Here is a 26270-nt window from a genome sequence, read left to right as displayed (position 1 = left end):
GTAGACCGGACAGCACTCAGTTTTGTGACAGCGCCCGGGTCTTGTCCGGATTCAGCACCCACAGCAGCTGCTCGATGCCGTCGGCAGTGGCCGAAATGGTAAGTACGCCATACTTCTCGCCACCCTTGCGGAGCACCACAGCGGTCTGCCCGTTGATCTCCACCCACTCGATCTCCACGTCGTCCCAGAACCAGCCGGAGATCGTGCTGAGGAACCGGGCGACCTTCGCAGCGCCGACCACCGGCTGACGGGAGACCTGGTAGGCACCGTTACCGTCGGAGACGCTGGCGACGCCGACCGCGAACAGCTTCTCCAGCGCGCCCATGTCACCGGAACGCGCGGCGGTGATGAACGTCGCCAGCAGTTCCTTCTGCGCCCCGGCGCTCACCGCGGCCCGCCGCTCACCGGTCACGTGCTTGCGCGCCCGGCTGACCAGCTGCCGCACCGCCGGCTCGGTCGACTGCAGGACCTCGGCGATCTGCCCGTAGGAGTAGTCGAACGCCTCCCGCAGCACGTACGCCGCCCGCTCGTTCGGCGTCAGCTTCTCCATCAGCATCAGCGCCGCGAACTCCAGCGCCTCACCCCGCTCCGCACCCAGATACGGGTCGGCGCTCGTGTCCACCGGCTCCGGCAGCCACGGCCCGATGTACGTCTCCCGCCGCGCCCGCGCCGACTGCAGCGCGTTGATCGCCAGCCGGGTCGTCGTGGTGGCCAGGAACGCCGCCGGGTTCTTCACCACGCCGCGGTCGGCCGACTGCCACCGCAGCCAGACGTCCTGCACCAGATCCTCGGCCTCGGCGGCGCTGCTCAGCATGCGGTACGCGATCCCGAACAGGCGCGGCCGGCAAGCGGTGAACACCTCCGCCGCGTTGTCGAGATCCGTCAGGTCCGCGGAATCCGCCACCGTGCCCCCATCGCTCGTGTCCCGCCCATCGCTCGTGTCCCGCCCATCGCTAGTGTCCCGCCCATCGTGCGGCGTCCCGCTGCTATCCAACTCTTTCGCCGGCTTCGTTACCGGTGTTGCGGTAGGCCTCGCGGCTCGCCTCGATCTCGGGTACGTGCTCGATCGCCCAGCCGGCCAGGGCCAGGGCGGGTCCGATGAGGCTCTTGCCGATAGCGGTCAGCGCGTACTCCACGCGTGGCGGAACCTCGGCGAACACGGTGCGGGAGACCAGGCCGTCCCGTTCCAGGTTGCGCAGGGTCAGGGTCAGCATGCGCTGCGAGATGCCCGGGATCTGATGGTGCAGCTCGGTGAACCGGACCGTTCCCTGGTCGAGGGTGGCGACGACGAGCAGTGTCCACTTGTTGCAGATCTGGTCGAGGATCGCCCGCAGCGTCCGGCCGCCGTCGCCGCGGATCATGCAGGTGTGCTCGTACTCCATGCCGCCCCTCCCTGTGCCTGAGGCACATGCGTGTGCCTTTTGTAAGCCTGTCCCAGGTACCCCATCATGATGCTACTTACGACCGGTAACCATCCTGGTGAAGGGGCTATTCATGGAGCTCGCCTACTGGATTCTCGCTGCCCTCCTGGCGGTCTTCTACCTCTACGCCGGAGGGAAGAAGCTCATCCAGACCCGGGAGCAGCTCCAGCCGATGATGGGCTGGGTGGATCGCGTCCCGATGCCCGTCGTCCGCACCATCGGCGCCCTGGAGGTCGCCGGCGCCGCCGGCCTGATCCTGCCCCCGCTCACCGGCATCGCCCCCGCCTTGGCGGTCGCCGCGGCAATCGGGCTCTCCCTGATCCAGGTGGGCGGAACAGCCCTCCACCTCTCCCGCAACGAGTCCCGCGTCATCGGCCTGAACCTCACCCTCCTCCTCGCCTCCACCACAGCCGCCTACCTGGCCACCACCTTCCTCTGACCCACCCGCACCCTTACTCGGCCGGCGCCCAGTGCTGCTTCGATCGCGCGGAGACAGCACTGAGCGCCAGCCGAGCAAACCGGCTGGCGCTCAGCGGGGCCTCCGGCCCCGAAAACCACCGCTCACGCCCAGCCGAGCGAACCGGCTGGCGCTCAGCGGGGGCCCGAGCCCCGAAACCCCCCTCCCACGCCCAGCCGCGTGAGGCGGCTGGCGCTCAGCGGGGCCTCCGGCCCCGAAAACGACCGCTCACCACCAGCCGAGCGAACCAGCTGGCGCTCAGCGGGGGTCCGAGCCCCGAAAACCACCGCTCACGCCCAGCCGAGCAAACCGGCTGGCGCTCAGCGGGGGCCCGAGCCGCGAGAACCACCGCTGGCGCCCAGCCGAGTGAGGCGGCTGGGGCTCAGCGGTGGTCCGGGGCGTGAAAGCCGACGCGGCGGGCGGGTGGGTCAGGTTCGGAGCTTGCGGTAGGCACGAGCGGACAGCGGCACGAACACCGCGATGAGCACTATCGGCCAGCCGAGGGCCAGCCACACCGCCCAGTCGGCCAGCACGCCCTCGGTCACGCCGGTCGGGTTGCCGAACAGTTGACGCGCCGCGGTTGCGGTGGCCGACAGCGGGTTCCACGCGGCGATCGCGCCGAGCCAGGCCGGCATCGTCTCCGCCGAGACGATCGCTGTGGACAGGAAGCCGATCGGCCAGACGAGCACCTGCACCGCCGAGGTCGCGCCCTCACCCGGGAAGGACAGACCGAGAAAGATCCCGATCCACAGCATGGCAAACCTGAGGAGCAACAGCAGGAGTACGGCGAGAGCACCCGCACCGGGCTGTCCCGTGATCCGCCAGCCGACGAGCAGTCCGCCGAGGATCAGGACGAGCAGCTCGACAGCGGAGTTCGCCATGTCCGCACCGACCCGTCCCAGCGCCACCGAGGCACTGCCGATCGGCATCGACCGGAAGCGGTCGGTGACACCTTTGCGGGCGTCGGCGGCCATCGCGAGCGCCGTCCGCTCCACGCCGAACATCATGCTCAGCGCCAGCATGCCGGGCACCAGGAAGGCCAGGTAGTCGCCGCCGCCCGGCACCACGATCGCCCCGCCGAACAGGAATCCGAAAACGAGCAGCAGCATGATCGAGAAGAGCAGGTTGAAGATCGGGCCCCACGGTTCGCGGGCCCAGTGGGCCAGCTCCCGCTGGGTGAGGATCCAGCCCGCACGCAGAGTCATCATCGGGCGTTCTCCTTCGACGAGGACGAGGACGAGGGCGAGGGCGAAGGCGAGGGCGAGGACGAGGAGGCGGTCAGGGTCAGGAACACCTCGTCGAGGGTGGGGCGGCGCAGAACCAGGTCCTCGGCGGTCAGCCCCAGCTCGTCCAGGGCACGGACCACCTCGCTGACACCAACGTCGAACGTCAGCGAGCGGGACTCGTCGTCGCGGACACCCGGCAGCCTCGCCCCGAGCCGGTCGAGGTCCTCCGGCGTGGCCAGCGTGACGGTCACCCGATCGCGGCCGACCTGCCGTTTCAGGGCCGCCGGGGTGTCCGAGGCGATGACCCGGCCGTGGTCCATCACCGAGATCTGCGAGGCCAGCTGGTCGGCCTCGTCGAGGTACTGCGTGGTGAGCAGGACCGCGGTGCCGCCCGCGGCGGCCTCCCGGACGGTGTCCCACACCTCGTTGCGGCCGCGCGGGTCGAGCCCGGTCGTCGGCTCGTCGAGGAAGAGGACGGCGGGTGTCAGGACCAGCGCCGCGGCGATGTCGAGGCGCCGCCGCATCCCGCCGCTGTAGGTGGAGACCGGCCGGTCCGCCGCCTCGGTGAGGCCAAACATGTCGAGCAGGCGGACCGCACGGGCCCGGGCATCGGACCTGGTCAGGCCGAAGAGCCGGCCGAACATCACCAGGTTCTGCCGGCCGCTCAGGATTTCGTCGACGGCGGCGTTCTGCCCGACCAGGCCGATCCGGCGGCGGACCTGCGGGGCCTGCGTACGCACGTCGAACCCCTCGACGCTCGCACTGCCCCCGTCCAGGTCGATGAGGGTCGCCATGGCGCGGACGGCCGTGGTCTTGCCCGCTCCGTTGGGACCGAGCAGCCCGGAGATGACGCCGGCCGGGACCGCCAGGTCGAAGCCGTCCAGGGCGGCGAGATCGCCGTACCTCTTCCGTAGTCCTTCTGCGAACAGGGTGGTCACGGGACAGCTCCTAACTCCGTATACCTTACGGAAATTGTAGCGGGCAACACCGTACACCTCACGGGGTAGATTTTGCACATGGACGTCGATCGCACTTTGCAACTGCTCTGGCGGCGCACCCTCGGCACGCCCCAGGGCACCCGCGGGCCGAAACAGCGGGTCAGCGTCGACGAGGTGATCCGGGCCGCGATCGCGGTGGCCGACGAGGAGGGACTGCCCGCCTTCTCGATGCGCAAGGTCGCCGACCGGCTCGGGCTCAAACTGATGTCGATCTACACGTATGTGCCGGGCCGCTCCGAACTGATCGGATTGATGGTCGACGAGGTGGCGGGTGAGCAGGACATGTCACCGCACGAGGGCGGCGTACGGCAGAGGCTCACCCGCGTCGCCGGGCAGCTGTGGGACGAGTTCCACCGGCATCCGTGGCTGCTGCAGGTGGAGAACAGCCGGCCGTGGATCGGGCCGAACGGCTCCGACCGCTACGAGTGGCAGCTCGCGGCGATCGAGGGTGCCGGGCTGCCCGACGTCGAGATGGACCAGGTGGTGACGCTGATCAGCGACTTCACCGCCGGGGCGGCCCGGACGTCGATCAAGACGCGCCGGACCGCCGAGGAGTCCGGGATGTCGGACGCGGAGTGGTGGGCGATCAACGCTCCGGTGCTGGAGCGGGTGATGCCGGCTGAGGCCTATCCGATCTCGGGGCGGGTCGGCACCGCCGCGAGCGTGGAGTACAACGCGCTCGGCGATCCGCAGCGGTCGTTCCGGTTCGGCCTGGACCGCCTGCTGGACGGCATCGACGTACTGATGCGAGACCGGCAGAGCTCGCCCTGAGCTCGTCCTGAGCTCGCCTCAATGCGAGATCGGCAGGGCTGAATAGCCGCGCAGGACGAGGCGATCGCGACGTTCCGGGGCGCCGGCCAGTGCCAGCTCCGGGAGCATGGTGAGCAGCAGCGGGAAGGCCACCTGCGCCTCGAGCCTGGCCAGCGGCGCGCCGAGGCAGTAGTGGGCGCCGCCGCCGAACGAGACCGGCTGGATCCCCTGCCGGTCGGGGTCGAAGCGGTGCGGGTCGGCATAGCGTGACGGGTCCCGGTTGGCGGCGCCGAGCAGCAGGTTCAGCGCGGCGCCGGCGGGCAGCTCGATCCCCTCGACCTCCAGCGCCGTGGTGGCGAACCGCGATGTCAGTTGCACCGGTGAGTCGTATCGGAGCATCTCCTCGACGAACGCGGGCGCGAGCCCCGGATCAGACCGCAACCGATCAGCCTGCTCGGGGTGGTCCAGAACGATCTTGAGGCCGGTGCCGAGCAGGTTGGTGGTGGTCTCGAAACCAGCCACCAGCAGCAGCACCAGGTTGGCCAGCAGCTCCGCGCCGGTCAGGCCCGACCCGGCGGCGGCGAGGGCGCTGGTCAGGTCCTCCTGCGGGGTGCGCTGCCGCTCCGCGATCAGGCCGATGAAGTAGTCCTCGAGCTCGCGGCCGGCCACGTCGGCGAGCCGCATCTCCTCGTCGGTGCTGATCGGCTCCAGCACGACGGTCAGGTCGGCCGCGCGGGACCGGAACCAGGGCCGATCCGTTTCGGGCACGCCCAGCAGCGCGCAGATCACGCCGATCGGCAGCGGGTAGGCAAACGCGGTCATGAAGTCGGCTCTCGCCGGCATCTCCTTGATCAGGTCCTGGGCCTGAGCGGTGATCACGTCGCGCATCCCGGCGACCCGGCGGGCGGTGAAGGTGGCGGCGGCCGCCCGGCGCACCCGGGTGTGGTCCGGCGGATTGTTCTGGAGCATGGAGAGCACGATCGAGGCGACGCCGCGGTTCTCCCGCCAGTCCGGCCAGAAGCCGTCGTAGTCGTTCGCGTCCGAGACGCGCAGGCTCGGCTCCCGCAGCAGCCGGCTGGTCAGCGCGTGGGTCGTCACGAACCAGCGCCCGTCGATCGCCGGGAACATCGGAGCGTGCTCCCGGAGCACGTCATAGGCGGGATAGGGATCGTCGCGACCCGCCGGCTGAAACAGCGATCCGAGCGCGCTCTCGAAATCCATCAGACCATCATGCCCTCTATTGTCGAGGGATGACCGTGCCCGCGAGGTTCGCCGCCGACCGGGCCTGGGCCGAGCGCGCCGCCCGCCCGCTGCGGTGGGTGGCCGGCCCGGACGCGCGGCCGTCCCCCGCCGATCTGGCGGCGCTGCGCGACGGCCTGATGCGCCGCGACGAGCTGGCAGCCGCACTGATCCGGGCCGTCGAACCCCGGGACCTGCATCGTGCTCTCGCCGCCGGCCCGTCCGGCGACCACCCCGAGCCGGTCCGTGCCTTCTACGCCGCCGTCACCCGACGCCCCGCCTGGGTCGACGACCAGTTGTTGTCGCAGGGTGCGCAAGCCTGCCGCGCCTTCGGGATGGACGCCGGCCTGGTCCTCGCGTACGGCTCCCTGCTCGGCGGCTACCGCACCGCCGCCGCCCTCGAACCACTGGTCAGAACCGGTCGTCTGGCCGGCGGCGAAACCCTGCGCCGGATCCAGGAGACGTCGCTGTGGTGGCGCGCCGTGACGGCTCCCGGCGGCCTGGAACCCGGCGCCGAGGGCTTCCGCCTGACGCTGCACGTCCGCGCGATGCACGCCCTCGTCAACGCCCGCCTGGAACCGTCGTGGGACATCGCCGGCCGCGGGCTGCCGATCAACCAGTACGACCAGGCCAGCACCCTCGGCGTCTTCAGCACCAGCTTCCTGCTGCACCTTCGCCTGCTCGGCGTCCGTGTCAGCCGCTCCGACTCCCGCGCGGTCATGCACCTCTGGTCCTACATCGGCTGGCTCATGGGCGTCGACGAACAGTGGCTGCCGCACACCGAGCGCCGGGGCCGCCGCCTGCTCTACCACTTCCTCTCCCACGATCCACCGCCGGACGCGAACAGCGTCGCCCTCGCCCGCGCCCTGATCACGATGACCGACGACGTCCTCACCGGCTGGCGCCGCGGCTACGAGCGCGAGCGTGCACTTTCGGTCAGCACCTGGCTTCTCGGCCGCGCGGCCATGCGCGATCTGGGCCTGCCGTACCGCCCCGGCTGGTACGGCCTCGCCCGCGTGGCGGCCAACCTGCTGGTCAGCCACGGCCTCGGCCGCCTCCCCGGGGGCCGGGCCAGGCTCCTCGCCCGCAGCGAGCGCCAGGCCCACGATCAGTTCGCACGCTGGGGCCGGGAGCTGTGAGCCCTCAGGCGCCGAACCGGCGATGCCGCTCCGCATAGGACCGCAGCGCCCGCAGGAAGTCGACCTTCCGGAATCCCGGCCAGTAGACATCACAGAAATGCAGTTCAGAGTACGCCGCCTGCCACAGCAGGAAACCGGACATCCGCCGCTCCCCGCTGGTGCGGATCACCAGGTCCGGATCGGGCTGCCCACTCGTGTAGAGATGCCGCGCCACCTCGTCCGCGGAGATCCGGCCGGCCACCTCGGCGACGCTGAGCCCGTCCCGGTCCGCCTCGTCGAGCAGCGAGCGGATCGCCTCGACGATCTCGTCCCGTCCGTCGTAACCGATGGCGATGGTCAGGTGGAACGCCCCGCCGTTGTCCCGGGTCTCCTCCTCGGCCAGCTTCAGCGCGTGCCGGGTCGAGTCCGGAAGCACGTCCAGCCGTCCCGCCAGGTGCACCTGCCAGCGGCTCCCCGGCCGCCGCAGCCGGGCCGCGACCACCTCTTCGATCATGCGCATCAGGTTGCCGACCTCACCGGCGTCCCGCTTCGTCACGTTGTCCACCGAGGCCAGGAACACCGTCACGTGCCCGACGCCCATCTCCGTACACCAGCCCAGCACCTCGTCGAGATGCTCGGCGCCGTACCGGTGGCCGATGCGCGCGTCCTCGTACCCCCGCTGCCTCGCCCACCGCCGGTTGCCGTCCATCACCATCGCGATGTGCCGTGGCAGATCGGCGCCGGCGAGCTGCCGCTTGAGCCGCCGCATGTACAACGAGTAGGCCGGGTTCATGCCCGGGATCCAAGCAGCCGCAACCCTTTCGGCGCCTGGCCTGCACACAATCCTCACCGAACCTTCACGTCGCGGGATTCAAACGGGTTGCCGGCGGACGCGGATGATCTGGTAGCTTCCGCTCGCAACTGTCATAGAGCGTGAGGAATACCGTGCGTCGCACTTACGGGGTAATCGTTTCATCCATCGTGGCTCTCGCCGCCCTGACCGGCTGTGATTCCGCCACCTCCGACACCGGCACCGCCGCACCGGCCACACCGGCCGCACCGGCGTCGGCGGCCTCCGCGCCCGCGGCGCCCAGCGCGGAGCCCACCAGCACCGTCGCCGCCATGGACGCCGCCACCAAGAAGGCCTGCGGACAGCTCCTGAAGGACATCAAGAGCAACGCCAAGGAGGTGGCCTCGGCAGAGAAGATCGGCGGGCCCGCGGGCTACATCGCCGTCTCCACCCAGTACATCGCCGGCTCCGCCGCGATCGCCGCCGGCTCGATCGGCGCCAACAACGAGGTCGGCGCGGCCGCCGAGAAAGTCGGCGACGAGATGTCCAAGCTCGACGAGGCCTGGAACAAGAACCCGGACAAGGCCCCGAGCAAGGCGGGCCTGAACGCCGCGGTCAAGGACCTCCAGGCAGCCTGCGCCGCTTAGTCGTCCCTCGCCCGGCGATTTCGTCGAACCCATCAGGCCACGGATTCGTGTGTCTGGTGGGGAGGGTCGAATGCCGCACGACGACAGCGACGAAGCCGCTGAACGCCCGGTGCACCACATCGACGCACGAAACAGCCAGGGGCTGGTCGTCGGCGACGGTAACCGGGTCTGGAACACCTTCACGAAGACCATCAGGGTTCGCCTGGGTCGCGGGCGCGCCGGTGATCCGAGCCGGCTCACTCCGGACGAACGGCGCAGGGCCGAGGAGCAGCTGCAGCTCCTGTCCGCGGCCCTGGAACGCGAGGACTTCGCCGTCCTGGCCGACTCGACCGGGCCGGGCCCGCTGCCGTTCACGCTCACGGACTCGCCGTCGCTGGTCCGCAACGCTGACCGGGTCCGGTCGGAGCGGGCCGGCGGTCCCCTCCCGCCAGACACCACGCTGGAGTCCAGGTTCGCCGCCGCCTCACGACGGCTGCTGATCGTCGGCGGCGTCGGCGCCGGCAAGACCACAGCCCTGACGCTGCTCGCGAGACACCTGTGGCTCGCCATCACCGGGCCCGGTCCGGACGGACGGATTCTGATCCGCGGCAAACGTGTGCCGGTGATCCTCCGCCTCTCCCGGTGGACGGACAACCGCCGCCCGTTCGGGCAATGGATGGCCGGTGAGCTGTCCTCGATCTACAACATCGACCGCAAGGTGGCCCGCGTTCTCGTCTCGCACGGCATGGTGCTCCCCATGCTGGACGGGCTCGACGAGGTGGCCGGGGGCCTGCGGGCCGAGTGCGTACAGGAGATCAACAACTTCACCGACCTGTCCGGTGGCCCGCCGCCGCTGGTGGTCACGTGCCGCATCGACGACTACGACCCGCAGAGCCCTCTTCGCCTTCTCGGTGCCATTCTGATCGAACCGCTGACCGGCGCGCAGGCCGAGGAACGGCTGGCCGCGCAGCCCGGGACGAAAGCGCTGCTCACCGCGTACCGCGAAGACCCGGTGGCCCGTGGCCTGCTCCGCACCCCGCTGTTCCTCCAGCTGGCCTTGGAGGTGGCTGTCGACCACCCGGGACAGGCGGCGCCGGTCATGACGGCCGACGAGATCGTCACCAGTTACGTGGACAAGCTGTTCGGCCAGCGGCAGGTGGAGAATCGCGCCGGCCGGCCCCGATTTCGGGACCCGCAGCTGCGCGGCTGGCTCGCGGCACTGGCCGGACTGCCGAAACCGCACGGCGCCCTGTTCGTCCCCGACGAGCTCGACTCCACGGTCTTCCGCAGCACCGCGAACCGGTCGCGGCTGGACCGCGGGCTACCCATTCTCGCGGGGTGCGTCACCGGCACGGTCGTCACCGTTGGCACCCTGACCTCCTTCATTCCGCCCTGGATCACCGGGACGTACGTCTTCGCGCTTCTCATGGGCCTGATCGCCGGGCTGGTCGTCGACGGGATCTGCCGGCGCGCCCACCCGGTCGGCCAGCGCCTCGAGTGGAGCTGGTCGCGGGCCCTGGAGTGGTTCCAGGGCTTGGCCGCCGTGACCGTGGGAGGCGTGGTTGCCGTCTTCGTGGGTCTCGCCCTGTGGAAGCCGGTGACGTTCGGAAGCGGGCCCGCGTTCGTTCTGCTCGCGGCCGCGCTGGTGATGGGGCGTGGTCTCGTGACGACCGGCGGCAGCGAAGAGGCGGCACCGGACAGCGCGCTGCGGGTGTCACGCCGGAACGCGGGGCGCGTGTGGATGTTCGCCCTGGCAGGCGTCGCCGCCTTCGCTCTGGTGATCGTCGGAGTCAACGCAGCCGTCAACGGGTTCGTTTCGAGGGCCTGGCTCGTCGGGGCCGACAGCGCCGTCATCATCCTGACCTACGGCGCCCTCGTGGGTGGCGTGGTGTCGGGGCTCGCGGTGCTGTTCGCACCGAAGCGGACCGGCTGGGTGACGCAGGACCATCCGCGTCCGAGCAGGCACGCCACGTGGCCGGCCAGGGTGAACTGGCACCTCGCGCGGATCACTCGCCGATGCCGGCCGGTACTGCTCGCCCTGCTGGTGCTGATCGCACTCCCGGCGGGCCCCTTGCTGGACTTCGTACTGCTCACCGCCCTGACCCCACTGCGAATCCCGGCGTGGCTCGGCAACCTGGTGCTCGTCGTGGTCCTGACGTCGCTGGGCTGGGCGGCGGCCCGGGCCGGTGCACGGGACCGGTTGCTCGCACGCCCGGCCGGGACACTTCTCACGTCCTACTCGCTGACACTGATCGTCCGGCTGCTCCGGCCCGACGCGAACCGCAACCAGTTGATGTATCTGATGGTCACCCTGCTGCTGGCGGTCTGCATCGCACTGGCGCTGCGCGGTGGCGGCTCGGCCTGGCTCCGGCAGCACAGCATCCGGATCCTGCTGAGCAGGGAGAAGACCTTGCCTCGCGACCTGCTCAGCTTCCTCGACGACGCCGAGAACCGCGGCCTGCTGAAACGCCTCGGCCGCGGCTACGAGTTCCGCCACGAGGTCATCCGTGAACACCTCCTCCCAGCGGCGAGCCGGCCGGTACAGGAATCACGGTGACGCCCCGGCCGCGGTTGCTTACCGCAGCTCTGACCGACTCGTCACCCGGCGGGCGGGATGCGGCGGCGCACGTCGTCGACGGTTGCCGGGCCCGGTGCCCAAGCCGCCACCCACGCCTCGTCAGCGCTGGCCGGCGGGTGGATCACGCCTTCTTCCAGGAACCCGTACCGCCCGCCGAGCACCGCTTTCGCCGCCCGCACATCGATGGAGTCGGTGTTGTCCCACAGGCCGCGGAACAGCTCCTCCGCCCGCAGCCGCGACTGCCGGCAGAACAGGTCCGCGAGCTGGGCGCCCTCCGGTTCCGTACGGGCTCGCACGCAGACCGCCGACATCGCGAACAGTTCCGCCCCGATGTCGACGACGCGGCCCAGGAAGCCCTGCTTGCGTTCGAGTCTTCCCTGCCAGCGGGACATCGCGTAGAAGGTGGACCGGGCCAGCCGGCGTGACGCGCGTTCCACATAGCGGAGGTGGGAGGAGAGGGGGCCGTATTCGCCGTACCCCGCGGGATTTTGGCCTTGACCCACCGCCAGGGTGGGCAGCCAGCGTGCGTAGAAGGCACCCGCTCGGGCACCGGCGCGGGCCTTGCGTCCCAGGCCGGCGTCGGGGTCGATGATGTCGCCGGCGACCGACAGGTGGGCGTCGACCGCCTCGCGGGCGATCAGCAGGTGCATGATCTCGGTGCTGCCCTCGAAGATCCGGTTGATGCGCAGGTCGCGGAGGATCTGCTCGGCCTCGGACGGGCGCTCGCCGCGGGCGCGCAGCGAGTCGGCGGTCTCGTAGCCGCGGCCGCCGCGGATCTGGATCAGCTCGTCGGCGACCTTGCAGGCCATCTCGCTGGCGAACAGCTTGATCAGCGCGGCCTCGATCCGGATGTCGTTGCGCTCGTCGTCGGCGATCAGGCAGCAGAGGTCGAGGGTGGACTCCATCGCGTACGTCGTCGCCGCGATGAACGCGATCTTCTTGGCGACCGCCTCGTGCTCGCCGACCGGGCGGCCCCACTGCACGCGCTCCGCTGACCATTCGCGGACAATCGCCAGCGAGCGCTTGCCGGCGGCGACGCACATCGCGGGCAGGGACAGCCGGCCGGTGTTCAGGGTGGTCAGCGCGATGCGAAGGCCCTTGCCGGCGCTGCCGATCACGTTCTCGGCGGGTACGAACACGTCGTGGAAGCGGGTCACGCTGTTCTCCAGGCCGCGCAGCCCGAGGAACTCGTTGCGCCGCTCGACAGTGATCCCCTCGCTGTCGGCCTCCACCACGAACGCGGTGATCCCCTTCTCCGGGACCCGCGCCATCACCACCAGCAGCGTCGCCACCGTGCCGTTCGTCGCCCACAGCTTGACGCCGTTGAGCCGGTACCCGCCGTCGACCGGCTCGGCGACCGTGCCCAGGCGGGCCGGGTCGGAGCCGACGTCGGGCTCGGTGAGCAGGAAGGCGGACACCTCACCGGCGGCGAGGCGCGGCAGGAACTTCTTCTTCTGCTCGGGACTGCCGAACGATTTGAGCGGCTGCGGCACGCCGATCGACTGGTGCGCGGAGAGCAGCGCGCCGAGGGCGGCGTTCACCGAGCCGACCATCGTCAGGGCCTTGCAGTAGTGCAGGTTGGAGAGGCCGAGACCGCCGTACTCCTTGTCGATCTTCATGCCGAACGCGCCGAGCCGCGCCAGTCCCTGGAACACCTCGTCCGGGATGCGGGCGTCCCGCTCGATCGCCGCGCCGTCGACGGTGCGCAGGTAGGCGGCCAGGTCGGCGAGGAACGCCGGCTCCGGCTCGGCATCGGGCCGCGGATCGATCAGATCCAGCCGGAACCGCCCCAGGAACAGCTCCTTGCCGAAACTCGGCTGCCGCCACTCGGATTCACGAGCGGCCTCGGCTGTCTGCCGCGCCTGCTTCTCCGAGACATCCGCACTCTTGCGATGCGTCGTGGTCATGGCACGCCCCCTTGACCGGTTTGCCCGCCACGCTACCCACGACTGTTACCGAACGGTAGCCCCGCGTGAACATTTTCGCCTGCCGCGGCCCAGGCGTTTCACTCACCCTTCCTTTTTCCGTACGGTCGAAGCCCTCCCGCCGCCCGACAAGCTGGTTGCCAGTGCTGCCTCGCGCCGGTTGAAGCAGCACCCACGACCAGCCGAGCCCCGCAGCTGGCTCCCAGGGCCGCCTCGCGCCGGTTGAAGCAGCACCCACGACCAGCTGCGCGGGGTTTACGAGGGTGGGGGGATGAGGCGGCGGTTGTCGGGGAGGCGGTGGGTGGCGCCGGTGCGGTCGAGGAGTTCGAGGAGGGGGACGGCGACCCGGCGGGTGGTGTCGAGGGCCTGGCGGGCCTCGCTCAGGGTGAACGGTTGTGGTAGGCGGGCCAGCACGTCCACCGCGCGGGACGGGGTGTCGACCGGGAGCAGCACGTTGGGGGCGATCTGGAGGGCCAGGCCGGCGCGGACGGCGGCGGCGATCTGGCGGGGGCCCAGGTTCAGCTCGGTGAGGCGGTGGGTCTCGGGGGCCTGGAACGGGGGGCCGTCGAAGGCTTCGAGTACGGCGGACTCCAGCTCGGGCGGCACGCCGGGGGTGCCCGCGGTGACCCGGCCGGAGCGGATCGCCAGGGGTGGGTGGATCAGGGCTTCGACCAGGGCGCGGTCGGGCAGGCCGAGGAGGTGGCGGAGGGCCTCGAGGGGGATGCCGGGTTCGAGCGGATGGGCGGCGGCGTGCCGGGACACCTCGTCGGCCAGGCGCTGGCGCAGGGACGACCAGTAGGACGGGTCGGCGAGCCAGGGGCCGGCCACGGGGGTGCCCTCGTCCGGTACGCCCATGCGCTGCAACTCGTCGCGGCGGATGAGGTGGCGGCGGTGGAGTTCGGCGGGGAGGGATGGTAGGCCGGTCATGGCGGCCAGGTCCGCGGCCCGGGCGGCGGCTGATCCGCGGCGCGTCAGGGCGGGTGGGGACACGTCGAGGACGGTGACGCCGCCGGTAACGCGGTGCAGGCCGGGGTCGCGGAGCAGGGCGCGGTCGCCGATGTGCAGCGGTAGCGGGCGGGACAGGCGCAGGCGGGCGGTGTCGGGGCCGAGCGGGCGGACCCGGGCCGGCACCGCTGCCGATCCGATGTGCAGGGTGATGGTGCGGGGAAGGCCGGCCGCCGGGTCGCCGTGGACCCGTACGTCGATGAGGCCGGTGGAGTGGAACCGGCCGGGTGTGAGGAGGGCGGCGCCACGGGTGACGGCGTCCCGGTCGAGGCCGCGCAGGTTGACGGCCACCCGGGCGACGGCGTCGACCTGTGCCGCCGGTTCGCCGAGGCTGTGGAGGCCGCGGATCCGGACGGGTGAGGGGGAGCCGGTGAGTTCGAGCTCGTCCCCCGTACGCAAAAATCCCGCACCCAGCGTGCCGGTGACAACGGTGCCCGCGCCCCTGATGGTGAAGGATCGGTCGATCCAGAGACGGACGGCCGCATCGGTTTCCGGTGGTGGCAGGCCGTGCACCAGGCGGTCGAGGGCCGCCCGCAGATGGTCGAGGCCGGCGCCGGTGGTGCCGCTGACGGCGACCGATTCCACGCTGCCCAGCGACGTCGCGGCGATCTCGGCGGTGGCGGCGGCGAGGGCCGGTCCGGGGCCGGCCAGATCGGAGCGGGTGACCACGAGGAGCCCGTGCCGCACGTCGAGGGCGTGCAGGGCGGCCAGGTGCTCGGCGGACTGCGGCATCCAGCCCTCGTCGGCGGCGACCACGATCATCGCGGCGGGCACCGGGCCGATGCCGGCGAGCATGTTGGGCACGAAGCGTTCGTGGCCGGGAACGTCCACGAAGGCGACGGTGGCACCGGACTCCAGGCTCGTCCAGGCGAACCCGAGGTCGATGGTCATGCCGCGGCGGCGTTCCTCGGCCCAGCGGTCCGGTTCCATCCCGGTCAGCGCCCGGACCAGCGTCGACTTCCCGTGATCAACATGCCCGGCGGTCGCGACGACGTGCATGTCAGCCCTCGAAAGCCGAAGTCGGCGAGGCGGAAGGGGGTGACGTGGGACCGAGGGAAGCTGCCGCGATCACCGCCCGCGCCAACTCGGTGTCGGAAGCGGGAGGGACACAGCGCAGATCGAGCAGCAGCCGTCCGCGCTCGACCCTGCCGACCACGGGAGGAGAACCGCGGCGGAGCGTCTCCGCATACCCTTCAGGGAGCGACAACGACCAGGACGCCAGCTCCAGCTCGGGCGCCCCACCGCCACCCACCACCGCTGCCGAAGCCGCCAGCTCGGCCTCCACGCCGCCGGTGGCGAGGAGCGCGCGCAACCGCTCCGTCCGCTCGCGCAGCGCACCCGGATCCCACCGCAGCGCCTGCCAGGTCGGCGTCACCGGCCCGGCGAGGGTCGCCTGCAGGGCGGCGAGCGTCAATTTGTCCACCCGCAACGCCCGGGCCAGCGGATGCCGCCGCAACCGCTCCACCAGGCCGGCATCACCCAGCAGCAGTCCCGCCTGCGGCCCGCCGAGCAGCTTGTCCCCGCTCGCCACGACCAGATCAGCACCCGCGCGCAGGGTGCCGGCGGCGTCGGGCTCGGAGGGCAGCAGCGGATCGGGCGCCAGCAGGCCGGACCCGATGTCCGCGACGACCGGCACGCCCAGGCCGGTCAGCTCACCGATCCCCGCCTCGCTGGTGAAGCCGCGCACCACGAAGTTGGACGGGTGCACCTTGAGGACGAACCCGGTCTGCGGCCCGACCACCTGGGCATAATCGGTCACCGACGTGCGGTTCGTCGTGCCCACCTCGCGCAGCCGCGCACCTGTCGACTGCAACAGGTCCGGCAGGCGGAACCCGTCGCCGATCTCCACCATCTCGCCGCGGCTGACCACGATCTCCCGCCCGGCCGCGAGCACCGTCGCGACCAGCACCAGCGCCGCCGCGCCGTTGTTGACCACGTGCACCGCGCCGGCATCGGGCACGGCAGCCGCGAGGGCGGCCATCGCGTCGCGGCCGCGCCGGGCCCGGCGGCCGGTGGCGAGGTCGAGCTCGACGTCGGTGGGGCCGCTGGCTGCGACGACGGCGTCGACGGCGGCCGGGGACAGCGCCGCGCGGCCCAGGTTGGTGTGCAGGACGACGCCCGTCGCGTTGAGGACCCGGCGCAGGCCGCCCGCAGTCGCCGGGAGTGCCGCGACGGCAGCGTCAGCGACGGCCGCGGGCTCGAGCTCACCGGCCCGCACGCGCTGCTGCGCGGCAACCACCGCGGCCTTGACGGGTGCGCGGCCCAGGCGGTCGGCAGCGGCCACCAGTCGTGGATCTTCGAGCACCGCATCGGTACGGGGAACGCGCCGCCGCGGATCCACAGTCCCACCTTCCCGGCTCGGGCGGAATAGCTGGCGGAGGCGGACGGGAATCGAACCCGCCTGACCCGGATACCGCGTCACAACGGTGTTGAAGACCGCGAGGAGCACCAGCTTCCTGAACGCCTCCGTGGATCACGTTATCCGATCCCCCCGACAAGAAACTTCGGCGGTGATGTCGATCCGGGCGGTTCCCGTTCGAGCTCTTGCTGAAAGGCACTCGAGGAACTCAAGGGAGACAGTCATGCTGTTGCTCGCCGGTATGGTCGCCGGACCGCTCTACGTCGTCGTGTCGCTGCTGGAGATCCTGGTCCGGGACGGTTTCGACCCCACCCGGCACGCCTGGAGCATGCTGGCCAACGGCGACTTCGGGTGGATCCACAGCCTCAACCTGATCGTCTCGGGCCTTCTTGTCGCCGCCGGGGCGGTGGGCCTGCATCAAAAGATCCGGAGTGGGACACCGGCCGTGCTGCTGGCGATCTACGGGCTGGGCATGGTCGGGTCGGGCTTCTTCGCCGCCGACCCGGGCCGTGGATTCCCCGCCGGTACGCCCGAGGTGGTGCCGATCAGCTCCCACGGCACCCTGCACTTCGCGCTCGGCGGCATCGGCTTCCTCAGCCTGGTGGCGGCGTGCCTGCTGCTCGGGCGCCGTCTGCGGGAGGAGGATCGCCGGGGCTTGGCGCTTTCCTCGTACATCATCGGTGTTGTGTTCTTGATCGGTTTTGTGGCCATGGCCGCCTCGGCCGGCAGTGCCTGGGGCCTGCTCGGCTTCACCGGCGCTGTGATCCTCGCGTCCGGCTGGCTGACCGTGATCTTCGCCCACTACCGCGCCGCCGGCCCGAAGGGAAACTGACATGCGCTACCTCACGCTGCTCCACGCGAACCACTCCACCACTCCCCCGCCACCCGAACTGATGGCCGCGATCATGACGCTCGGCGAGGAGGCCACCAGGTCCGGCAGCCTGCTCGACACCTCCGGCCTGGCCCCCAGCGCGAGCGGCGCCCGGGTGAGCCTCACCGGCGGTGAGCTGACCGCCACCGACGGGCCGTTCGCGGAGTCGAAGGAGGTCATCAGCTATGCGATCTACGAGGTGCAGTCGAAGGAGGAGGCCGTCGAGTGGGCGTCGCGGTTCCTCGCGGCGCACCGTGATCTCTGGCCGGGATGGGAGGGTGACGTGGACGTGCTGAAGCTGTTCGGCCCGGAAGACTTCCCGGCGCCGTGACCACCGATCCGGACAGCGTCCGCCGCACCCTGGAAGCGGTGTGGCGGATCGAGTCGGCGAGGCTCGTCGCGAGCCTCGCCCGGCTCGTCCAGGACGTCGGCCTGGCCGAGGAGCTGGCCCAGGACACCTTCGTCGTCGCCCTCGAGCAGTGGCCGCGCGACGGTGTGCCGCGGGAGCCGGGCCCGTGGCTGCGCGCGACCGCCAAGCACCGGGCCGTCGACCTGCTGCGGCGCCGCGGCCGGTACGCCGGGAAGCTCGCCGTGCTCGGCCGCGACGTCACGCTCAAGGAGGCCGACGGCGCGGACGACCTGGTCGACTCCCTCGACGACCACATCGGCGACGACCTGCTCCGGCTGATCTTCACCGCCGCCCACCCGGTGCTGTCGACCGAGGCCCGGGTCGCGCTCACGCTGCGCCTGCTGGGCGGCCTGAGCACCACGGAGATCGCGCGCGCCTTCCTCATCCCGGAGGCCACCGCGGCCCAGCGGATCGTCCGGGCCAAGAAGACCCTGGCCGCGGCCGGGGTGCGGTTCACCATGCCGACGCCGGCCGAGACCGCCGAGCGGGTGGGCACGGTCCTCGGCGTCCTCTACCTGATCTTCAACGAGGGCTACGCGGCGACCGCCGGTACGGGCTGGACCCAGCCGGCGCTCTGCCGGGAGGCGATGCGGCTCGGACGTGTCCTGGCCGGGCTGCTCCCCGGCGAGCCGGAGGTACACGGCCTGGTCGCGCTGATGGAGTTGCAGGCGTCCCGGCTGGCCGCGCGTACCGGCGGTGACGGCCGGCCGGTGCTGCTCGGCGATCAGGACCGGCGCCGCTGGGACCGGCTGCTGATCCGGCACGGGCTGGCCGCTCTGGAGCGTGCGGAGGAGCTGGGCGGCGGGCCGTACACGATCCAGGCGGCCATCGCGGCCTGCCACGCCCGCGCGCACACCGCCGCGGAGACGGACTGGACCCGGATCGCGGCGCTCTACGAGGTCCTCGCCTACCTCCAGCCGTCGCCGGTGGTCCGGCTCAACCAGGCGGTCGCGGTCGGCAAGGCGGGTGACCCGGTCCGCGGGCTGGCCATCACCGACGCGCTCGGCGCGGAACGCTCGCTGCGCGACTATCCGCAGCTTCCGGCGGTACGCGGTGAGCTGCTGGCGCAACTGGGCCGGGTGGACGAGGCCCGGGCGGAGTTCGGGCGGGCCGCCGGGCTCACCCGCAACGACGCCGAGAGGCAGCTGTTCCAGGCTCGTGCGAGAGTGCTGGAATGATCCGACTCACCCAGTACGCGCACGGCGGCGGCTGCGCCTGCAAGATCCCGCCCGGCGAGCTCGAGCAGATGGTCGCCGGGCTGGTCGGTGAGTCGCTGCCGGCCGGGCCGGGCGAGTTGCTGGTCGGCCTGGACGACGGTGACGACGCCGCGGTCGTGCGGATCGCCGCCGGCACCGCGATCGTGGCCACCGCGGACTTCTTCACGCCGGTGGTCGACGACGCCTACGACTGGGGCCGGATCGCCGCGGCGAACGCGCTGTCCGACGTCTACGCGATGGGCGGCGCCCCCGTCGTCGCGGTCAACCTGCTCGGCTGGCCCCGCGACGTGCTCCCGATGGAGCTGGCCGCCGAGGTGCTGCGCGGCGGCCTCGACGTCGCCCGGGAGGCCGGCTGCCACGTCGCGGGCGGGCACAGCGTCGACGACCCGGAGCCCAAGTACGGCATGGCGGTCACCGGCGTCGCCGACCCGGCCCGCCTGATGCGCAACGACGCCGGCACCGCCGGTGTCCCGCTGACGCTGACCAAGCCGCTCGGCATCGGCGTGCTCAACAGCCGGCACAAGAACACCGCCGAGGTGTTCCCGCAGGCCGTCGAGGCGATGACCACGCTGAACCGGGCCGCCGCCGAGGCCGCGCTCGCCGCCGGCGCGGTCTGCGCCACCGACGTGACGGGCTTCGGGCTGCTCGGCCACCTGCACAAGCTGGCCCGGGCCAGCGGCGTGACGGCCAGGATCGAGGCCGCCGCGGTGCCCTATCTGGAGGGTGCCCGCAAGGCCCTCGCCGACGGGTACGTCAGTGGCGGCACCCGCCGCAACCTGGACTGGGTCCGCCCGCACGCCGACACCGGCAGCGTCGACGAGGACGAGTTGCTGCTGCTCGCGGACGCGCAGACCTCCGGCGGCCTGCTGGTGGCCGGTGAGGTCCCGGGCTATCCGGTGATCGGCGAGCTGTTGCCCGGCCGGGAGGGTGTCACCGTTCTCGTCCGATAACGAGCTCCTCGTACGGATTAGGCCGGTCCGCCGGTCTTATTACCCGATGACCCTTTCGGTCGGCCCATCCGCGTAATGGTCAGACGAAAGCCGCCTCCGTAACGTCATTTCCGGCGCGCCACCCCAGCACTTCCGGATCCCGTTCATCGGAGTCGTCTCATGCGCCGTACTGCGCTTCTCACCATGGCCTTCGCGGTCATCGTCGGTCCACCGATCTCACCAGCCGCCGCGGCAGCTCCCGCACCGCCCGCGTCGGCCCGGGCAGCAGCCCTGCCCAGCCTGCAGGTGGCGTCCGCCCTCGCCAGCACGCGCGTCGGGCAGCAGGGTGAGACCTTTCACCGGTCCCCCGAGTTCGCGGTGTGGCGCAGCGGCGTCACCAACTCGTTCCTGAGCGGGTTCCGTGACGCCAACGGCCCGTTCGTCGTCGACGACCTACTGATCATGACGATCACCGGCTCGAAGGGACAACGGAAGTCGGTCAAGATCGACTTCGGCAACAAATGTACGCTGCCGGCGCCGAGACCGCGGACGTTCCTCGACGTGAACAAGTGGCTCTATTCCGGGCTGAACACGGTGAGTTTCGCCCTGCGGGACCAGTGCGGCGACATCAAGGGGAACTCGAACATCTTCCTCAGCGGTGCGGGTGTCATCGACCCCGCGTCCGTCCGGTCCACCGGCTGTTCACCAGGGAAGTTCGCCGGCGGCATCATCGGCAGTCCCGCTTACGTGGCCTCCACGCACGAGCCGAAGGTCAACGGGCAGCGCCGGATCGAGGGGTCGGCTGCCGTCAGCGTCGTCTCCCGGATCAACTGCAGCGCGACCGTCCAGTTCGTCCTGGAGACGAAGGTCTGCAACCGCTTCGGTCACCTCTGCAAGGCGCGGACCATCGCCAGGACGGACAAGGAGCGGCTCCCGTCGAGCGGCGTCCGCAACCAGACCCTGACGGGCGCCTGCCGCAAGGGTGTCGACTCGTACCGCATGCGGGTCCGGGTCGACTGGGCGCAGGTGGTCGGCCTGAACGACAAGGCGGCCTTCCTGGAGCTCGACCACCACAGCGAGAACGAGCCCGACGGTGACCGGGGCTGGGTCAAGCTGAGCTGCTGAGCGGATCCTGCGACTGGCCCGGTTCACGCCGGGCCAGTCGCTCGCGCTGCGGCACGACCGTGTACTTCGGGTCCTTCGCCGAGGCGACGCCGCCTTCGAAGATGCCGAAGCGGGTGGCCAGCGACGCGGCCAGCAGCGATATCCCGGAGAGCCCGGAAACCACCCGGCTGCGGCGCCCGACCAGCGCACCCGCCACCCCGGCGACGGTCAGCGCCCGGCCGGCCCGCAGCAGCCTGCCGGGCCGCCCCTGGGTGTAAGGCTCGCTCAGGATGCCCTTGCTGGTCTCCACCCGGTGCGCGCCGTAGAGCTCCATGGCCGCACCGAGGACGGCCATCCGCCGCGCGGGCCCGGCCTGGGCGGTGGGCGCGGCCAGGAGGCCGACACCGGCGCCGCTGGCCAGGGCGCTTCCGGCGAAGACGAAGGGCAGTTCGGGGTACGCCGCGTGCCAGCTCGGTGTCGCCGTGTCAGCGAGGAGCACAGCGGTGTAGGTGGCGAGTGCCGGAGCGAGAGCGGCGGCGCCGTACTGGCCGGCGGTGCCGAGCGGCGTGACCAGCTTGCGGAGCGGTGACGGCAGCAGCGGGGCGGCCTCGGCCACCGCGGCGACGCCGGCGGCACCGCCGAAGGCGCTGAGGATCCAGGTGCCCATCGACATCGGCGAGGTCGGCTTGGCCACCCGGAGCATGTGGTGGAAGCGGTCCGGTCTGCCCAGATCGTTGACCAGGAAGTACGTGCTGGCGATCAGGGCGCCGAGGGCCGTGGTGCGCCCGGCCCGGCGCAGCGCGGGGCGGCCGGTGGCGTCACCGCCGGCGGCCAGCAGGGCGGAGCCGGCGGCGAGACCGCCGGTGAACAGGTAGGCGGCGATGTCGTGGTGCCAGACCGGCGGGCGGACGATCGGGCGGCCGTAGTACGACCGGAAGTCGGCGGGCGGCACCATCGAGCGGTCGCCGCCGCCCCTGCCCTTGCCTCCGCGGGCCATCAGCGTCCTCCGAGGAACGAGACGACGACCGCGGCGGCCATCGCGGCGCCGGCCAGCCCGGCACGCTTCCACATGTCCGTCAGGTGCCGGGTGGGCACCACCGGGTCGGGTGGCAGACCGTACACCTCGGGCTCGTCGAGCAGCAGGAAGAACGCGCCGTCACCGCCCACGCCGTCCTCGGGGTCGTTGCCGTAGAGGCGGGCCTCGGTGACACCCTGCTGCCGCAGGTTCTCCAGGCGGTGCTGGGCGCGGCCGCGCAGCTCGTCGAGTTCGCCGTACTGGATGGACTGGGTGGGGCAGGCCTGCGCGCAGGCGGGGGTCAGGCCGTCGCCGATGCGGTCGTAACACATCGTGCACTTCCAGGCCCGGCCGTCGTCCTGGCGCTGATCGATGACACCGTACGGGCAGGCCGGGATGCAGTAACCGCAGCCGTTGCAGATGTCCTCCTGCACGACGACGGTGCCGAACTCGGTGCGGAAGAGCGCGCCGGTCGGGCACACGTCCAGGCACCCGGCGTGCGTGCAGTGCTTGCACACGTTGGACATCATCAGCCAGCGGAAGTCGGTGCGGGGCGCGTCGATAGTACGGCCGGGCAGGTCATGCCCCGGCATACCGAGGAACTGCGTGCCGCCGGCCCCGATGGTCGCCGCGGCCGCCAGCGCGTCGACGGCCGGCTCGATGCCGGGCGAGGTGCCGGTGTCCGCACCGGTCCGTGCGGCCGTCACGGCGGTGTCCGCGCTCGCGGACGGGCCGGCGGGCACCCCCGCGAAGGCGCCCGGCGTGTCGGTGCCGCCGCCCCGGCCGGCCACCGGCTGCTCGATGAACGCCACGTGCCGCCACGAGTTCGCGGTCAGCCCGCCGGTGTTGTCGTACGACGTACCGAGCAGGTTGAACCCGTCGTCGGGAACCGCGTTCCACTCCTTGCACGCCACCTCGCACGCCTTGCAGCCGATGCAGACGCTGGTGTCGGTGAAGAAGCCCATCCGCGGCGGCGCGCCGGTGTATCCCGCGTCGGGCGCCGGGTCGAGCGGGCCGTAGAGGCTATTGGTGCCCATTTTCCTCCGCTCGCTTCCGGTACCCGGCAACGTACTCCAGCAGCGCCTGACCGGTCGGCCGGCGGCCGGGCCGGATGTCGCAGGTACCGACTTTGCTCTCCTGGATCAGCACGTTCGGGTCGAGGATGATGCCGATCAGGTCGTTCGCCGAGTCGCCGGTGACCAGCCCCGAGCTGCCCCAGTGATAGGGCATCCAGATCTGGTGCACCACCCGGCCGTCGATGCGCAGCGGGGTGAGCCGGTCGGTGACCATCACCCGTGCCTCGATGGCGGCCCGGCTGGTGATCACGTGCGCCCAGCCCATGTGCTCCAGGCCGCGTTCCGCCGCCACCTCCGGTGAGACCTCGACGAACATCTCGGGCTGCAACTCCGAGAGGTACGCGAGCTGCCGGCTCATGCCGCCGGCGGTGTGATGCTCGGTGAGCCGGCTGGTGCTGAACACGTACGGGTAGACCTCGCTCCCGGACGGATTGGTGGGGTTGTCCGGGCGGTCGTACGTCTTGCGGGTCGGGTTGGCCTGCTGCCCGTAGAGCGGGTTGCGGACCGGCGACTCGGCCGGCTCGTAGTGGGTCGGCATCGGCCCGTCGATCAGCCCGCTCGGCGCGTAGAGCCAGCCCTTCCCGTCGCCCTGCATGATGAACGGGTCGTCGCCGGAGATCGCGTCGACACCCGTCGCGCCGTCCGGCGGGCGGTAGGAGGGCGGCTTGGTCTTCTCGAAGTCGGGGACGTCGTACCCGGTCCACTCCCCCGCCTCGTCGTCCCACCACACGTACTTCTTCCGCTCCGACCACGGCCGGCCCTCGGGATCGGCGGAGGCGCGGTTGTAGAGGGTGCGGCGGTCCGACGGCCACGCCCAGCCCCACTCGCGGGCCACCCAGTCCTGCTCGGATCCGGGTTTGCGGCGGGCCGCCTGGTTCACGCCGTCCTTGAAGACGCCGGAGTAGATCCAGCAGCCGCAGGCGGTGCTGCCGTCGGCCTTGAGCGCGGTGAAGTTCGGCAGCGGCGCGCCGGTGGCCACGTCGTACCCGTTGATCTCCTTGAGCACGTCCTCGCCGCTCGGCTCGTCACCGTGCACCGGGTAGTCCCAGGCGAGCTTGAGCAGGCCCTGGTCGCGGGGCAGCGTCGAGCCGGCCAGCTTCTCCCGGATCCGCAGGCCGAGCTGGTTGAAGAACCACAGCTCGGAGCGGCAGTCGCCCGGCGGGTCGAGGGCCTTCTCGCGCCACTGGAGCATCCGCTGGGTCTGGGTGAACGTGCCCTCCTTCTCCGCGTGCGAGGCCGCGGGCATGAAGAAGACTTCGGTACGGCACTGGTCCGGCACGATCTCGCCGGTGGCTACCTCCGGCCCGTCCTTCCAGAACGTGGCGCTCTCGATCATGAACAGGTCGCGGACCACCAGCCAGTCCAGGTTGGCCATGCCGAGCCGCTGTGCCTTGCCGTGCGCCGAGCCGACCGCCGGGTTCTGGCCGAGGAGGAAGTAGCCCTTGACCTTGCCGTCGATCATGTTGAGGACCTGCTGGTAGGTGCCGTGGTCGCCGGTGAGGCGGGGCAGCCAGCCGTAACCCCAGTCGTTCTCGGCGGTCGCGGCGTCACCCCAGTACGCCTTGAGCAGGCTCACCGCGTACGCCTCGGCGTTGGCCCAGAATCCCGACTGCTCCGGGTGCCGGATCGCGTCGATCCACTGCCGGAACGTCTCGTGCTGCTGGTGGTGCGGCATCGGGAGGTAGCCGGGGAGCAGGTTGAACAGGGTCGGGATGTCGGTGGAGCCCTGGATGCTGGCGTGCCCGCGCAGCGCCATCACGCCGCCGCCGGGCCGGCCCATGTTGCCCAGCAGCAGCTGGATGATCGCGCCGGTCCGGATGTATTGCACGCCGACGCTGTGCTGGGTCCAGCCGACCGAGTAGACCAGCGCGGTGGTGCGCTCCCGGCCCGAGTTGGCGGTCCACGCCTCGCAGACTTCGAGGAACTTGTCCCGCGGCACGCCGCAGACGCGCTCGACGACCTCCGGGGTGTAGCGGGCGTAGTGCCGCTTGAGCACCTGGTAGACGCAGCGCGGGTCCTGCAGGGTCGGGTCACGGGGCACGTCGGCGGGGATCGGCGGACCGTGCGACTCCTGCTCCAGGCCGGACGCGGTCTCCCGGTCGACGTGCGCCTCGCCCTCCTCCTGGCCCTCGTCCTGCTGTCCCGCGTACTGCCAGCTGGACTGGTCGTACACGTTCAGCTCGGGGTCGAAGCCGGAGAACAGGCCGTCGAGGTCCTCGGTGTCCTGGAAGTCCTCGCTGACGATCATGGACGCGTTGGTGTACGCGACCACGTACTCCCGGAAGTCCTTCTCGTTGCTGAGGATGTAGTTGACCACGCCACCCAGGAACGCGATGTCGGCACCGGCCCGCACCGGCACGTAGGAGTGCGCGAGCGCGCTGGTCCGGGTGAAGCGCGGGTCGACGTGGATCACCTTCGCGCCGCGGTTCTTCGCCTCCACCACGTACTGGAAGCCCACCGGGTGCGCCTCGGCCATGTTGGAGCCCTGGATGATGATGCAGTCCGCGTTAGCCAGATCCTGGAGGAATCCGGTGGCCCCGCCACGGCCGAAGCTGGTTCCCAGACCGGGAACGGTGGCGGAGTGTCAAATACGCGCCTGGTTCTCGATCTGGATGGCGCCCATCGCGGTGAACAACTTCTTGATCAGGTAGTTCTCTTCGTTGTCCAGCGTCGCGCCGCCGAGGCTGGAGATGCCGAGCGTCCGGTTCAGCGGGCGGCCCTGCTCGTCGGCGTCCTCCCAGGTCTGCTCCCGGGCGGCGATCACCCGGTCGGCGATCATGTCCATCGCCGTCTCGAGGTCGAGCTCTTCCCAGTCGGCCGCGTAGGGCGGGCGGTAGAGGACCGTGCGCACCCGGCGCGGGCTGGTCACCAGGCTCTTGCTCGCCGAGCCCTTCGGGCACAGCCGGCCCTTGGAGATCGGGCTGTCCGGGTCACCCTCGATCTGGACGACCTCGCCGTCCTTGACGAAGATCCGCTGGCCGCAGCCGACGGCACAGTAGGGGCAGACCGAGCGGGCCATCGAGTCGGCGTGCTCGGTCCGGGCCTCCAGGCTGCGGGACCGCTCCGACTGCACGGCGGCGCCACGCCCGAGGGGATCGGTACCGGTGAGCTGCCGGTAGACCGGCCACCCCTCGATCCACGTCCGGACGCCCATGCC

Annotated in this window: 22 protein-coding genes and 1 tRNA gene; 10 read left to right on the top strand and 13 right to left on the bottom strand. The window is 71.2% G+C overall.

Annotation, left to right across the window (positions count from 1 at the left end; translation table 11 throughout):
* Window positions 1-16: 16 nt before the first annotated feature.
* Together ACFQV6_RS13835 and ACFQV6_RS13830 are read right to left on the bottom strand one after the other, a co-directional pair.
* Window positions 17-904: an RNA polymerase sigma-70 factor gene (locus ACFQV6_RS13835; RefSeq protein WP_378027843.1), complete on the bottom strand. Its 888-nt coding sequence runs from the start codon at window positions 902-904 to the stop codon at window positions 17-19.
* A gap of 82 nt (window positions 905-986) precedes the next feature.
* Window positions 987-1382, bottom strand: coding sequence for a winged helix-turn-helix transcriptional regulator (locus ACFQV6_RS13830; protein ID WP_378027842.1), 396 nt, complete (start codon window positions 1380-1382; stop codon window positions 987-989).
* 112 nt (window positions 1383-1494) lie between these two features.
* Between ACFQV6_RS13830 and ACFQV6_RS13825 the strand changes: the two genes are divergently transcribed.
* Window positions 1495-1860 (top strand): DoxX family protein, encoded by a 366-nt coding sequence (locus ACFQV6_RS13825; RefSeq protein ID WP_378027841.1) that lies wholly within the window; start codon window positions 1495-1497, stop codon window positions 1858-1860.
* A 446-nt stretch (window positions 1861-2306) separates the two neighbouring features.
* Here the strand turns inward: ACFQV6_RS13825 and ACFQV6_RS13820 are convergent, their stop codons facing one another.
* Window positions 2307-3086, bottom strand: a complete 780-nt coding sequence (locus tag ACFQV6_RS13820; protein ID WP_378027840.1) for an ABC transporter permease — start codon at window positions 3084-3086, stop codon at window positions 2307-2309.
* The gene (locus tag ACFQV6_RS13815) at window positions 3083-4042 is read right to left on the bottom strand and encodes an ATP-binding cassette domain-containing protein (protein WP_378027839.1); all 960 of its coding nucleotides are present in this window, start codon (window positions 4040-4042) and stop codon (window positions 3083-3085) included. The genes ACFQV6_RS13820 and ACFQV6_RS13815 overlap by 4 nt, the downstream gene beginning before the upstream one ends.
* A gap of 69 nt (window positions 4043-4111) precedes the next feature.
* Here ACFQV6_RS13815 and ACFQV6_RS13810 point away from each other — a divergent pair, with 69 nt between their 5' ends.
* Window positions 4112-4873: a TetR/AcrR family transcriptional regulator gene (locus tag ACFQV6_RS13810; protein WP_378027907.1), complete on the top strand. Its 762-nt coding sequence runs from the start codon at window positions 4112-4114 to the stop codon at window positions 4871-4873.
* 18 nt (window positions 4874-4891) lie between these two features.
* On the opposite strand, the gene ACFQV6_RS13805 is transcribed toward ACFQV6_RS13810, so the two are convergent.
* On the bottom strand, window positions 4892-6073 hold the full coding sequence (locus ACFQV6_RS13805) for a cytochrome P450 (protein ID WP_378027838.1): 1182 nt from the start codon (window positions 6071-6073) through the stop codon (window positions 4892-4894).
* 29 nt (window positions 6074-6102) lie between these two features.
* On the opposite strand from ACFQV6_RS13805, the gene ACFQV6_RS13800 reads away from it, so the two are divergent.
* Window positions 6103-7230 (top strand): oxygenase MpaB family protein, encoded by a 1128-nt coding sequence (locus ACFQV6_RS13800; protein WP_378027837.1) that lies wholly within the window; start codon window positions 6103-6105, stop codon window positions 7228-7230.
* 4 nt (window positions 7231-7234) lie between these two features.
* Here ACFQV6_RS13800 and uppS read toward each other — a convergent pair whose 3' ends face one another.
* Window positions 7235-8002: a polyprenyl diphosphate synthase gene (gene uppS, locus ACFQV6_RS13795; RefSeq protein WP_378027836.1), complete on the bottom strand. Its 768-nt coding sequence runs from the start codon at window positions 8000-8002 to the stop codon at window positions 7235-7237.
* Window positions 8003-8190: 188 nt separating this feature from the next.
* Here uppS and ACFQV6_RS13790 point away from each other — a divergent pair, with 188 nt between their 5' ends.
* Together ACFQV6_RS13790 and ACFQV6_RS13785 are read left to right on the top strand one after the other, a co-directional pair.
* Window positions 8191-8646 carry a hypothetical protein gene (locus ACFQV6_RS13790; protein WP_378027835.1) on the top strand — a complete coding sequence of 152 codons (456 nt, stop codon included), beginning with the start codon at window positions 8191-8193 and terminating at the stop codon, window positions 8644-8646.
* 70 nt (window positions 8647-8716) lie between these two features.
* Window positions 8717-11182 (top strand): NACHT domain-containing protein, encoded by a 2466-nt coding sequence (locus tag ACFQV6_RS13785; protein ID WP_378027834.1) that lies wholly within the window; start codon window positions 8717-8719, stop codon window positions 11180-11182.
* A 41-nt stretch (window positions 11183-11223) separates the two neighbouring features.
* Here the strand turns inward: ACFQV6_RS13785 and ACFQV6_RS13780 are convergent, their stop codons facing one another.
* The 4 genes from ACFQV6_RS13780 to ACFQV6_RS13765 all read right to left on the bottom strand — a co-directional run bounded on the left by ACFQV6_RS13780 (window position 11224) and on the right by ACFQV6_RS13765 (window position 16601).
* Window positions 11224-13110, bottom strand: a complete 1887-nt coding sequence (locus ACFQV6_RS13780) for an acyl-CoA dehydrogenase family protein (protein ID WP_378027833.1) — start codon at window positions 13108-13110, stop codon at window positions 11224-11226.
* 273 nt (window positions 13111-13383) lie between these two features.
* Entirely contained in the window at window positions 13384-15132 is a 1749-nt protein-coding gene (gene selB / locus ACFQV6_RS13775) for a selenocysteine-specific translation elongation factor (RefSeq protein WP_378027832.1), read from the bottom strand.
* Between the two features lies 1 nt (window position 15133).
* Window positions 15134-16474 carry an L-seryl-tRNA(Sec) selenium transferase gene (gene selA / locus ACFQV6_RS13770; RefSeq protein WP_378027831.1) on the bottom strand — a complete coding sequence of 447 codons (1341 nt, stop codon included), beginning with the start codon at window positions 16472-16474 and terminating at the stop codon, window positions 15134-15136.
* A 31-nt stretch (window positions 16475-16505) separates the two neighbouring features.
* Window positions 16506-16601, bottom strand: a tRNA-Sec gene (locus ACFQV6_RS13765).
* A 114-nt stretch (window positions 16602-16715) separates the two neighbouring features.
* On the opposite strand from ACFQV6_RS13765, the gene ACFQV6_RS13760 reads away from it, so the two are divergent.
* The 5 genes from ACFQV6_RS13760 to ACFQV6_RS13740 all read left to right on the top strand — a co-directional run bounded on the left by ACFQV6_RS13760 (window position 16716) and on the right by ACFQV6_RS13740 (window position 21043).
* Window positions 16716-17324 (top strand): DUF998 domain-containing protein, encoded by a 609-nt coding sequence (locus tag ACFQV6_RS13760; protein ID WP_378027830.1) that lies wholly within the window; start codon window positions 16716-16718, stop codon window positions 17322-17324.
* A 1-nt stretch (window position 17325) separates the two neighbouring features.
* The gene (locus ACFQV6_RS13755) at window positions 17326-17694 is read left to right on the top strand and encodes a YciI family protein (protein WP_378027829.1); all 369 of its coding nucleotides are present in this window, start codon (window positions 17326-17328) and stop codon (window positions 17692-17694) included.
* Complete coding sequence (locus tag ACFQV6_RS13750; protein ID WP_378027828.1) at window positions 17691-18950, top strand: RNA polymerase sigma factor; 1260 nt, start codon at window positions 17691-17693, stop codon at window positions 18948-18950. Before ACFQV6_RS13755 ends, ACFQV6_RS13750 begins: the two co-directional genes overlap by 4 nt.
* Window positions 18947-19939 (top strand): selenide, water dikinase SelD, encoded by a 993-nt coding sequence (selD, locus tag ACFQV6_RS13745; RefSeq protein ID WP_378027827.1) that lies wholly within the window; start codon window positions 18947-18949, stop codon window positions 19937-19939. The genes ACFQV6_RS13750 and selD overlap by 4 nt, the downstream gene beginning before the upstream one ends.
* Window positions 19940-20098: 159 nt before the next feature.
* Window positions 20099-21043, top strand: a complete 945-nt coding sequence (locus ACFQV6_RS13740) for a hypothetical protein (RefSeq protein ID WP_378027826.1) — start codon at window positions 20099-20101, stop codon at window positions 21041-21043.
* Here ACFQV6_RS13740 and nrfD read toward each other — a convergent pair.
* From nrfD to fdh, 3 genes are read right to left on the bottom strand one after another with little or no spacing between them, the layout of a single operon-like run.
* Complete coding sequence (gene nrfD / locus ACFQV6_RS13735) at window positions 21027-22019, bottom strand: NrfD/PsrC family molybdoenzyme membrane anchor subunit (protein ID WP_378027825.1); 993 nt, start codon at window positions 22017-22019, stop codon at window positions 21027-21029. The genes ACFQV6_RS13740 and nrfD overlap by 17 nt on opposite strands.
* Window positions 22019-23074: a 4Fe-4S dicluster domain-containing protein gene (locus ACFQV6_RS13730; RefSeq protein WP_378027824.1), complete on the bottom strand. Its 1056-nt coding sequence runs from the start codon at window positions 23072-23074 to the stop codon at window positions 22019-22021. Before ACFQV6_RS13730 ends, nrfD begins: the two co-directional genes overlap by 1 nt.
* Window positions 23061-26267 carry a formate dehydrogenase gene (gene fdh, locus ACFQV6_RS13725; RefSeq protein ID WP_378027823.1) on the bottom strand — a complete coding sequence of 1069 codons (3207 nt, stop codon included), beginning with the start codon at window positions 26265-26267 and terminating at the stop codon, window positions 23061-23063. Before fdh ends, ACFQV6_RS13730 begins: the two co-directional genes overlap by 14 nt.
* Window positions 26268-26270: the final 3 nt, after the last annotated feature.

Origin of the sequence: Actinoplanes sp. GCM10030250 (assembly GCF_042666575.1) — a bacterium.
Taxonomy (GTDB): Bacteria; Actinomycetota; Actinomycetes; order Mycobacteriales; family Micromonosporaceae; genus Actinoplanes.
Note: the sequence above shows the minus strand (reverse complement) of the source record. Positions and strands in the feature narration are given on the sequence as shown.

Bases quoted from the DNA above. Each gene is read 5' to 3' on its own strand.
- ACFQV6_RS13830 (WP_378027842.1), bottom strand. From the start codon at position 1,382: ATGGAGTACGAGCACACCTGCATGATCCGCGGCGACGGCGGCCGGACG.
- ACFQV6_RS13825 (WP_378027841.1), top strand. From the start codon at position 1,495: ATGGAGCTCGCCTACTGGATTCTCGCTGCCCTCCTGGCGGTCTTCTAC.
- ACFQV6_RS13820 (WP_378027840.1), bottom strand. From the start codon at position 3,086: ATGATGACTCTGCGTGCGGGCTGGATCCTCACCCAGCGGGAGCTGGCC.
- ACFQV6_RS13805 (WP_378027838.1), bottom strand. From the start codon at position 6,073: ATGGATTTCGAGAGCGCGCTCGGATCGCTGTTTCAGCCGGCGGGTCGC.
- ACFQV6_RS13800 (WP_378027837.1), top strand. From the start codon at position 6,103: ATGACCGTGCCCGCGAGGTTCGCCGCCGACCGGGCCTGGGCCGAGCGC.
- uppS (WP_378027836.1), bottom strand. From the start codon at position 8,002: ATGAACCCGGCCTACTCGTTGTACATGCGGCGGCTCAAGCGGCAGCTC.
- ACFQV6_RS13785 (WP_378027834.1), top strand. From the start codon at position 8,717: ATGCCGCACGACGACAGCGACGAAGCCGCTGAACGCCCGGTGCACCAC.
- ACFQV6_RS13780 (WP_378027833.1), bottom strand. From the start codon at position 13,110: ATGACCACGACGCATCGCAAGAGTGCGGATGTCTCGGAGAAGCAGGCG.
- selB (WP_378027832.1), bottom strand. From the start codon at position 15,132: ATGCACGTCGTCGCGACCGCCGGGCATGTTGATCACGGGAAGTCGACG.
- ACFQV6_RS13760 (WP_378027830.1), top strand. From the start codon at position 16,716: ATGCTGTTGCTCGCCGGTATGGTCGCCGGACCGCTCTACGTCGTCGTG.
- ACFQV6_RS13755 (WP_378027829.1), top strand. From the start codon at position 17,326: ATGCGCTACCTCACGCTGCTCCACGCGAACCACTCCACCACTCCCCCG.
- selD (WP_378027827.1), top strand. From the start codon at position 18,947: ATGATCCGACTCACCCAGTACGCGCACGGCGGCGGCTGCGCCTGCAAG.
- ACFQV6_RS13740 (WP_378027826.1), top strand. From the start codon at position 20,099: ATGCGCCGTACTGCGCTTCTCACCATGGCCTTCGCGGTCATCGTCGGT.
- nrfD (WP_378027825.1), bottom strand. From the start codon at position 22,019: ATGGCCCGCGGAGGCAAGGGCAGGGGCGGCGGCGACCGCTCGATGGTG.
- ACFQV6_RS13730 (WP_378027824.1), bottom strand. From the start codon at position 23,074: ATGGGCACCAATAGCCTCTACGGCCCGCTCGACCCGGCGCCCGACGCG.